The sequence below is a fragment of the Streptococcus pseudopneumoniae genome (assembly GCF_001072665.1).
Classification (GTDB): Bacteria; Bacillota; Bacilli; order Lactobacillales; family Streptococcaceae; genus Streptococcus; species Streptococcus pseudopneumoniae_S.
The window spans coordinates 1-8,505 of the sequence record NZ_JVJI01000015.1 but is presented as its reverse complement, the minus strand read 5'-3'; the positions used below and the strand labels follow the sequence as shown (position 1 = coordinate 8,505).

At 39.8% G+C, this 8,505-nt stretch carries 9 protein-coding genes, 1 other RNA gene and 2 pseudogenes; 3 read left to right on the top strand and 9 right to left on the bottom strand.

All coding sequences use genetic code 11. The features are described 5' to 3' along the window. Positions 1 to 67: pseudogene (locus ADH52_RS11215) on the top strand (excisionase); the annotation flags it as partial. 81 nt (positions 68 to 148) lie between these two features. After that, positions 149 to 1,366 (top strand): tyrosine-type recombinase/integrase, encoded by a 1,218-nt coding sequence (locus tag ADH52_RS01330; RefSeq protein ID WP_001291561.1) that lies wholly within the window; start codon positions 149 to 151, stop codon positions 1,364 to 1,366. A gap of 236 nt (positions 1,367 to 1,602) precedes the next feature. Here ADH52_RS01330 and ADH52_RS01325 read toward each other — a convergent pair whose 3' ends face one another. From ADH52_RS01325 to comW, 9 genes are all read right to left on the bottom strand, one after another. After that, the gene (locus ADH52_RS01325) at positions 1,603 to 2,418 is read right to left on the bottom strand and encodes a PrsW family intramembrane metalloprotease (protein ID WP_049509612.1); all 816 of its coding nucleotides are present in this window, start codon (positions 2,416 to 2,418) and stop codon (positions 1,603 to 1,605) included. Positions 2,419 to 2,442: 24 nt separating this feature from the next. Continuing rightward, complete coding sequence (locus ADH52_RS01320) at positions 2,443 to 2,940, bottom strand: beta-class carbonic anhydrase (RefSeq protein WP_004237611.1); 498 nt, start codon at positions 2,938 to 2,940, stop codon at positions 2,443 to 2,445. Positions 2,941 to 3,012: 72 nt separating this feature from the next. After that, a complete protein-coding gene (gene radA, locus ADH52_RS01315; RefSeq protein ID WP_080976026.1) occupies positions 3,013 to 4,374 on the bottom strand; it encodes a DNA repair protein RadA in 1,362 nt (453 codons plus the stop codon). 13 nt (positions 4,375 to 4,387) lie between these two features. Then, the gene (locus ADH52_RS01310; RefSeq protein ID WP_161800517.1) at positions 4,388 to 4,945 is read right to left on the bottom strand and encodes a histidine phosphatase family protein; all 558 of its coding nucleotides are present in this window, start codon (positions 4,943 to 4,945) and stop codon (positions 4,388 to 4,390) included. After that, on the bottom strand, positions 4,905 to 5,348 hold the full coding sequence (locus ADH52_RS01305) for a dUTP diphosphatase (protein WP_000701988.1): 444 nt from the start codon (positions 5,346 to 5,348) through the stop codon (positions 4,905 to 4,907). Before ADH52_RS01305 ends, ADH52_RS01310 begins: the two co-directional genes overlap by 41 nt. Before the next feature lie 56 nt (positions 5,349 to 5,404). Further along, an RNA gene (gene ffs / locus ADH52_RS10645) (signal recognition particle sRNA small type) lies at positions 5,405 to 5,502 on the bottom strand. A 32-nt stretch (positions 5,503 to 5,534) separates the two neighbouring features. Beyond that, entirely contained in the window at positions 5,535 to 6,002 is a 468-nt protein-coding gene (tadA, locus tag ADH52_RS01300) for a tRNA adenosine(34) deaminase TadA (RefSeq protein ID WP_001110112.1), read from the bottom strand. Positions 6,003 to 6,201: 199 nt separating this feature from the next. Further along, entirely contained in the window at positions 6,202 to 7,488 is a 1,287-nt protein-coding gene (locus ADH52_RS01295) for an adenylosuccinate synthase (protein WP_001832534.1), read from the bottom strand. A gap of 230 nt (positions 7,489 to 7,718) precedes the next feature. Then, positions 7,719 to 7,955, bottom strand: a complete 237-nt coding sequence (comW, locus tag ADH52_RS01290; protein ID WP_049509606.1) for a sigma(X)-activator ComW — start codon at positions 7,953 to 7,955, stop codon at positions 7,719 to 7,721. 279 nt (positions 7,956 to 8,234) lie between these two features. Between comW and ADH52_RS11825 the strand changes: the two are divergent. Beyond that, positions 8,235 to 8,389, top strand: a pseudogene (locus ADH52_RS11825) (ISL3 family transposase); the annotation flags it as partial. Positions 8,390 to 8,505: the final 116 nt, after the last annotated feature.

Sequence of the window (8,505 nt, the reverse complement as noted above, 5' to 3'; positions counted from 1 at the left end):
TGGCAATCGTATTCAGATTAAACGAAAACAATTTGAAAAAATTATAGATACATTGGACGCAATCTAGCGTCGCCAAAGGGTCTTGTATATGATAAAATAGTATTAAGTCGTATCAAGGCTCTTTCCATAAAGGAAAGGAGCAAATGCCATGTCAGAAAAAAGACGTGACAATAAAGGTCGAATCTTAAAGACTGGAGAGAGCCAACGAAAAGACGGAAGATACTTATACAAATATATAGATTCATTTGGAGAACCGCAATTTGTTTACTCGTGGAAACTTGTGGCTACAGACCGAGTACCAGCAGGAAAGCGTGATTGTATCTCACTTAGAGAGAAAATCGCAGAGTTACAGAAAGACATTCATGATGGTATTGATGTTGTAGGAAAGAAAATGACACTCTGCCAGCTTTACGCAAAACAGAACGCTCAAAGACCAAAGGTTAGAAAAAACACTGAAACTGGACGCAAATATCTTATGGATATTTTGAAGAAAGACAAGTTAGGTGTAAGAAGTATTGACAGTATTAAGCCATCAGACGCTAAAGAATGGGCTATTAGAATGAGTGAAAATGGTTATGCTTATCAAACCATCAATAACTACAAACGTTCTTTAAAGGCTTCATTCTATATTGCTATACAAGATGATTGTGTTCGGAAGAATCCATTTGACTTTCAACTGAAAGCAGTTCTTGATGATGATACTGTCCCTAAGACCGTACTAACAGAAGAACAGGAAGAAAAACTGTTAGCCTTTGCAAAAGCTGATAAAACCTACAGCAAAAATTATGATGAAATTCTGATACTCTTAAAAACAGGTCTTCGTATTTCAGAGTTTGGTGGTTTGACACTTCCAGATTTAGATTTTGAGAATCGTCTTGTCAATATAGACCATCAGCTATTGAGAGATACTGAAATTGGGTACTACATTGAAACACCAAAGACCAAAAGTGGCGAACGTCAAGTTCCTATGGTTGAAGAAGCCTATCAAGCATTTAAGCGAGTGTTAGCGAATCGAAAGAATGATAAGCGTGTTGAGATTGATGGATATAGTGATTTCCTCTTTCTTAATAGAAAGAACTATCCAAAAGTGGCAAGTGATTACAACGGCATGATGAAAGGTCTTGTTAAGAAATACAATAAGTATAACGAGGATAAATTGCCACACATCACTCCACATAGTTTGCGACATACATTCTGTACCAACTATGCAAATGCAGGAATGAATCCAAAGGCATTACAGTACATTATGGGACATGCTAATATAGCCATGACGCTGAACTATTACGCACATGCAACATTCGATTCTGCAATGGCAGAAATGAAACGCTTGAATAAAGAGAAGCAACAGGAGCGTCTTGTTGCTTAGTAGTACAAATGAATTTACTACTTATTTACCACTTCTGACAGCTAAGACATGAGGAAATATGCAAAGAAACGTGAAGTATCTTCCTACAGTAAAAATACTCGAAAGCACATAGAATAAGGCTTTACGAGCATTTAAGAAAATATAAAAAGATAATTAGAAATTTATACTTTGTTTTATATAAAAATAAAAGAAGGGCACCATATTTGTACCCTTGCATCATTCTTTTAAAAAATATTCTAGTTCATCAACTCATTGTGCTTCTCAACAAAGCGATAAGCCTGATAAAAACCATAGAGAGCAATAGCCGTCACCACTGGAATCGCTAGGGGCAATTCTGTCTCCAATTCAACAAAAGGAGAATTAAACAAGAAATGAGTTCCCAAGGCTAAACCTAGGAAAATAAGCCCCTGTTTCTTGCCAACCTTCTGTCCTTTATAGGCTCTGTAAAGCAAGTAAACACCTACTACCGCCAAACCTGAAAAAGTCCAGTGAGAGGCAATTCCTGAGATGATACGCTCTAAAATTCTCGAAATAGTAAAGTCAAAGCCCTCTGGCAAATCTGTACGAATGTAGCCAATATCCTCAATCATTTGGAATCCCAAACCAGAAGCAATCCCAAGTAAAAACAAAGATTTTAATTTTCGCACAGGAATCAAAGCTAAAACAAAGACAAGTGGCAACAATTTCAAGGGTTCTTCTACCAAAGGAGCCACAATCGCACTTTCAAAGGCATTTAAAAATGCACTATCTGGGAAAAGAACCTCCAATAAATCATGGATATAGGTATTAGCAAAGCTAGACAACCAACCTGAAAGGAACATCCCACCCAATAAAGACAGAATCAAGGCATTCTTTGGCAATTCCCATTTTTCCCCAATACGGAAAAGGAAATAAAGAGCCGGAATCATGTAAAAGAGAGCTAGAAAGATAGAAACTCCCATTAGGCCATATTCTGCACCTGACATCGAACCATCCGTATAGTAGATTGTTTCATACTGCAAACCAATACATAGCAATAAGATAAAAATAAATAAAATGCTGTTTTTCTTCATACACTTTCTTTCTAAATGAAGTATTTATAATTCTACAACTGTCATACTTCCTGTATCCACATCGTAAATAGCACCAGAGATAATGACATCATCTGGTATTAGGGGAGACTCGATAAGGAGTTGCATATCCTCGCGTACACTCTCCTCTATATCTTGGAAGGGCAAGAAGTCCTGGTCTGACACATCGACACCCAATTCTTCCTTCAAATACTCCTGAAAAGGGCCATTTTCAAAAGTCTGAGCACCACAGTCTGTATGGTGTAACACCACAATCTCTCTTGTCCCCATTTGTTGCTGGGAAATCACCAGAGAACGAATCATGTCCTCAGTCACTCGACCACCTGCATTCCGCAAGATATGAGCATCCCCAAGTGCCAATCCCAAAGCTTGCGCAACGTGCAGACGAGAGTCCATACAGGTCACAATAGCCACTCTTGTTTTGGGTTTAAGTGGTAGATTTAACTGCCCATGTAGGGCAACATAAGCCTGATTGGCTTGCATAAACTGTTCAAAATACGACACGATTCCCTCCTCGAAAATTTGATAGTCAAATATTTCTCCTATCTTATCATTTTTAAGAGGATTTGTCACGAATTATGCAAAGACCTTTTTCAAAACTTCCTGAATCGTTGTCACCCCAATGACCTGAATTTCCTTGGGTGGAGTGATTCCTGTCAAGGAATTATTGGGTACATAAATCTTAGTAAAGCCCAGTTTAGCAGCTTCATTGATACGTTGCTCGATACGATTGACACGGCGAATCTCTCCAGTCAAGCCCAGTTCGCCTACAAAACATTCCTGAGGATTAGTTGGCTTGTCTTTATAGCTCGAAGCAATAGCAACTGCAACGGCCAAGTCAATGGCAGGTTCATCCAATTTGACACCGCCAGCAGATTTAAGATAAGCATCCTGATTTTGCAAGAGAAGACCTGCCCGCTTTTCCAAAACAGCCATAATCAAGCTAGCACGATTAAAATCAAGTCCTGTCGTCGTACGCTTAGCATTTCCAAACATGGTCGGTGTTACCAAGGCCTGAACCTCCGCCAAAATCGGACGCGTCCCTTCCATGGTCACAACGATTGATGAACCAGTCGCCCCATCCAAACGCTCTTCTAGGAAAACTTGACTCGGATTGAGTACCTCAACCAGACCACCCGACTGCATCTCAAAAATTCCAATCTCATTAGTAGAACCAAAACGGTTTTTGACCGCTCTCAAAATACGAAAGGTATGGTGACGCTCCCCTTCAAAATAAAGCACCGTATCCACCATATGCTCTAGCATACGAGGACCAGCCAAGGTTCCTTCCTTGGTCACATGACCTACGATAAAGATGGCAATATTATTAGTCTTAGCCAGTTGCATAAGTTCTGCTGTCACCTCACGCACTTGAGAAACAGACCCTTGCACCCCTGAAATCTCAGGAGACATAATTGTCTGAATAGAGTCGATGATGAGAAAATCAGGCTGGATACGTTCCACTTCTGCTCGTACGCTCTGCATATTGGTCTCTGCATAAAGATAAAACTCACTATCAATGTCTCCCAAGCGCTCTGCACGTAGCTTGATTTGCTGGGCAGACTCCTCTCCACTAACGTATAGAACAGTCCCCACTTGAGACAACTGGGTTGAAACTTGTAGGAGAAGGGTCGATTTCCCGATTCCAGGATCCCCACCGATGAGGACGAGACTTCCTGGTACCACTCCGCCTCCAAGTACACGGTTGAATTCCTCCATCTCTGTCTTGGTTCGATTAACGTTGATAGAAGTCACCTCAGCCAGTTTCATGGGTTTAGTTTTCTCACCTGTCAAGGACACACGCGCATTCTTGACCTCAGCAACCTCAACCTCTTCTACAAAGGAAGACCAAGACCCACAGTTAGGGCATCGTCCCAGATATTTAGGGGAATTATACCCACAATTTTGACATACAAATGTCGCTTTTTTCTTTGCGATGATAAACCTCTTTCTATATCTCTAACTCACACGCAATCACTTGGCAAAAATCAATCTTCTCATTTGGAACAAACTGGCGCATGAGCATATTGTGAGTTACCACTATCACGGTCTGGTAATCTCGATACTTAACCATGCATTCTAGAAAACGTGACTTCATCTCCGTAGCTGTCTCATATTGAATAGGACTATTAGGAAGTAACTCCCCCTTATTTTCTAGAAACATAGTACGAGCTTTTTCAAAATTATCTGTGCCACTTTTATAGACCTGCCATTCATGTAACAAAGGCTCCACTCTCAAAGGAAGACCCGCAGCACAAACCACATAAGAAGCCGTTTCTAAAGCTCTTGTGACTGCAGAAGATATGATTATTTCAGCTGAAGGGAGTAAAGGATTGGTGATCAGTTTCTGGGCTTGTTGCCGTCCCTTCTCAGACAAGGGTGCCAAATCTATCCCAAATCCCGTATAAGAACGCTCCTCTAACTCACGGTAATCTGGCTCCCCGTGACGCACAAAGATAATCTTCATCCTAGTGACCGGTTGACCCAAATCCACCAGTCCGCACGCCATCTGCCTCATCTCCATCCGCAATTAAGAAAGGCGCAAAGACAGCCTGAACCACGCGTTCCCCAACTTCAAGAACAACCTCTTGATCTGTAATATTCTTCATCTGAGCAAAAATATGCCCTTCATTCCCAGGATTTCCATAATAATCCCCATCAATGACCCCAACTGAATTAATTAAAACCAAGCCCTTCTTACGAGGATTTGAAGAGCGATCATAGAGGTAGAGAACCTCAGTCGGCTGCATATAAGCCTTAACCCCTGTCGGAACCAAGACAATCTCTCCTGGCGCAATAACCGTACGCACAGCAACCTTTAAGTCGTAACCAGCCGCATGCGCTGTCTCACGCTTGGGCAATAAATTCTCATCTGTAAAACTCGAAACCAATTCAAAACCACGAATTTTCATAATCTTCTCTTTTCTATTATCATTTATTCTAGATTATTCTATCTTATTTATTCGGAAAAAGCACGAAAAAAAGAGCACACAATTCAAATCGCTTAGGGCTGCTGGATTCCTCCCCTGACCCGCTTCACGCAGAACTGTTGCTCCGCTATTTATTATATCACATTCCTATTCATTTTAAAAGCAAAATTATTTTTTCCGTCTATTTCTAAAAAAGTCCTGCATAATAGCTGCGCATTCATCTTCCAAAATTCCCGTTTCAACCTCCACACGATGATTGAGACGCTCATCTGTCAAGATATCGTACAAACTCCCAGCAGCGCCAAATTTCTGGTTTTTAGCCCCATAGACCACGTTTGGAATACGGGCAAGTCCAATCGCCCCACTACACATAACACAAGGCTCAATGGTCACAAAAAGCGTGCAATCAAGCAAGCGCCAGCTCTCCTCACTCAGATTCGCGTTCTCTATGGCCATAATTTCCGCATGCATAACCGCTCGCTGCAACTCCTCACGTGCATTATGCCCACGACCAATGATTTCTCCGTCCTTGACAATCACACAACCAATTGGAATTTCATCGTGTTCAAGAGCAATCTCAGCCTCTCTCAAGGCCTCTCTCATGAAGACTTCTTTTTCTTCAACTGTATAATTCATCCGTTTCTCTTTTCCTACTTATCGATTTTATTATTATATCATGAATCCCAAGACAAAAAAAGCCACCGAATGCGGTGACTTTATAGGGAGATTATTATGAAAAAGAAAAGTTTAGGATATTTGTTACAACAAGTTAGGAGGTCTTCTTGTAACTGTCTATAGTATACCCGACCTATCTTAAACAAATCTTAAAAATCTCTTAGGACCAAACACTTTCTAAAATATTTGTTTGTTCACGACCAGGACCTACTGAGAAAGTAGAAATACGAACACCAACCAATTCACTCACACGACGAACATAGTTACGCGCATTCTCAGGAAGATCTTCCAAATTACGAACTCCGGTAATATCTTCTGACCAACCTGGTAACTCTTCATAGATAGGTTTGCAACGTTTCAATTGCTCAAGACTAGCTGGATAGTAGTCAATACGTTGACCATCAAGATCATAGGCCACACAGATCTTCACTGTATCTAAACCACTCAAAACATCGATAGAGTTCAATGAAAGATTAGTGATACCAGAAACACGGCGGCTATGACGCATCACAACTGAGTCAAACCAACCCACACGACGTGGACGACCTGTTGTAGTACCATACTCATGACCCACTTCACGAATGCGTTCTCCCACTTCATCAAACAATTCAGTTGGGAAAGGCCCATCTCCTACACGACTCGTATAGGCTTTACATACACCAACAACCTTGTCAATCTTACTTGGACCAACACCAGAACCAATCGTAACACCACCAGCCACAGGGTTTGATGATGTAACAAATGGATACGTACCTTGGTCGATATCTAGCATAACACCTTGTGCACCTTCAAAAAGCACACGCTTACCGTTATCAAGCGCATCATTCAAAATGACGGACGTGTCTGTCACATATTTCTTGATTTGTTGACCATATTCGTAATATTCTTCAAAAATATCATCAAAAGCAATAGCTTTACTGTCATACAATTTTTCAAAAAGACGATTCTTTTCAGCAAGGTTACGTTCTAAACGCTCACGGAAAATATCTTTATCTAAAAGATCTGCAATACGAATCCCAACACGAGCAGCCTTGTCCATATAAGCTGGACCAATTCCCTTGATTGTAGTACCAATCTTATTGTCACCTTTAGCTTCTTCTTGCAAACGATCCAACTCGATATGATAAGGCAAAATGACATGCGCGCGATCAGAAATCCTCAAGTTATCAGTTGTAACACCTTCCTCATGAAGATAGCTCAACTCTTTTACAAGAGATTTAGGATTTACAACCATACCATTCCCAATAACAGAGATTTTTTCAGGGAAGAAAATTCCAGATGGAATCAAGTGCAACTTAAATTTCTTACCATCAATCACAATCGTGTGACCTGCATTATCACCACCTTGGTAACGTGCAATCACTTCTGCATTCGCTGAAAGGAAGTCTGTAATCTTCCCTTTACCTTCATCACCCCATTGGGTACCTACAACAACAACTGAAGTCATAATCTTGTCTGAGCCCTCAGGCTCTTCCTTTCTCACATACATGGCAGGACTCTCACCTGCAATTATATCTTACAATTTATTATAAGAAAAAATCGCCTTTTTATCAAGAAGAAACAATAGAAAGATTTGCTATTTCCAACTATTAAAAAATGTTTTAGAAAAAATTCCGGCTATTTATCATTATTTTTCCACAAAAAGTTAAATTTGTTCGGAAATTAACGCATGCTGTCTCAACAAGCAACAAAACCTTGTTTCATTATCAATTTTTCAAGATACAAACGATAAGCAACACGATAATGGTAAACAATAAAATCCCGATAGCTCACAATACGATATCGAACAAGATAATAAATCAAAAACTTAAAATGAGAATGTTCCCAGTCAAAATGATCTCCGAAGAACGTACCATACTCTTCTTCAATATTTCTATAAAAATCCGTCATCTGCTCATAAATCTTTTGTAACATAAGCCTATACCCCTTTACTTTTTATAAGCTTATTCTAACAAAAAATTTTACACATTCACTATCAATTCCTGAATTGCTTAAAAACCAACCTCAACAAGAAAACAAATAGAAAAAGTTGACAGAATAGGAACAAATTTACTACCTAACTCGGCAAAAAGGCTCTATTATATTGTAGTGGGAAAATCCCCTATAGATATTATGGAGCCTATTTTTGTGTAGAAAAAAGTCCCATATGACCTATAATGAAAAGAGACTAAACAACTCATTAGAAAGAATCAGATGGAACAATTACATTTTATCCCAAACTACTCGATATCAAAGAACCTAATATCCAAATTATAGATATCATCAATAGGAATACCCACAAGTAAATCATCTCTAAACTGGAATACGATGCCCTATCTTGTCCTGATTGCGAAAGTCAAATGACACGAGATAGATTATAAATTACATAACAAAAAAGAGGCCTAAACCTCTTTTTCTTAACTACTCCGCCAGTAGGACTCGAACCTACGACATCATGATTAACAGTCATGCGCTACTACCAACT

Coding starts and splice junctions, on each gene's coding strand:
- ADH52_RS01330 (WP_001291561.1), top strand. CDS start 149: ATGTCAGAAAAAAGACGTGACAATAAAGGTCGAATCTTAAAGACTGGA.
- ADH52_RS01325 (WP_049509612.1), bottom strand. CDS start 2,418: ATGAAGAAAAACAGCATTTTATTTATTTTTATCTTATTGCTATGTATT.
- ADH52_RS01310 (WP_161800517.1), bottom strand. CDS start 4,945: ATGGCGTGCGGACTGGTGGATTTGGGTCAACCGGTCACTAGGATGAAG.
- ADH52_RS01305 (WP_000701988.1), bottom strand. CDS start 5,348: ATGAAAATTCGTGGTTTTGAATTGGTTTCGAGTTTTACAGATGAGAAT.
- tadA (WP_001110112.1), bottom strand. CDS start 6,002: ATGAATTATACAGTTGAAGAAAAAGAAGTCTTCATGAGAGAGGCCTTG.
- ADH52_RS01295 (WP_001832534.1), bottom strand. CDS start 7,488: ATGACTTCAGTTGTTGTTGTAGGTACCCAATGGGGTGATGAAGGTAAA.
- comW (WP_049509606.1), bottom strand. CDS start 7,955: ATGTTACAAAAGATTTATGAGCAGATGACGGATTTTTATAGAAATATT.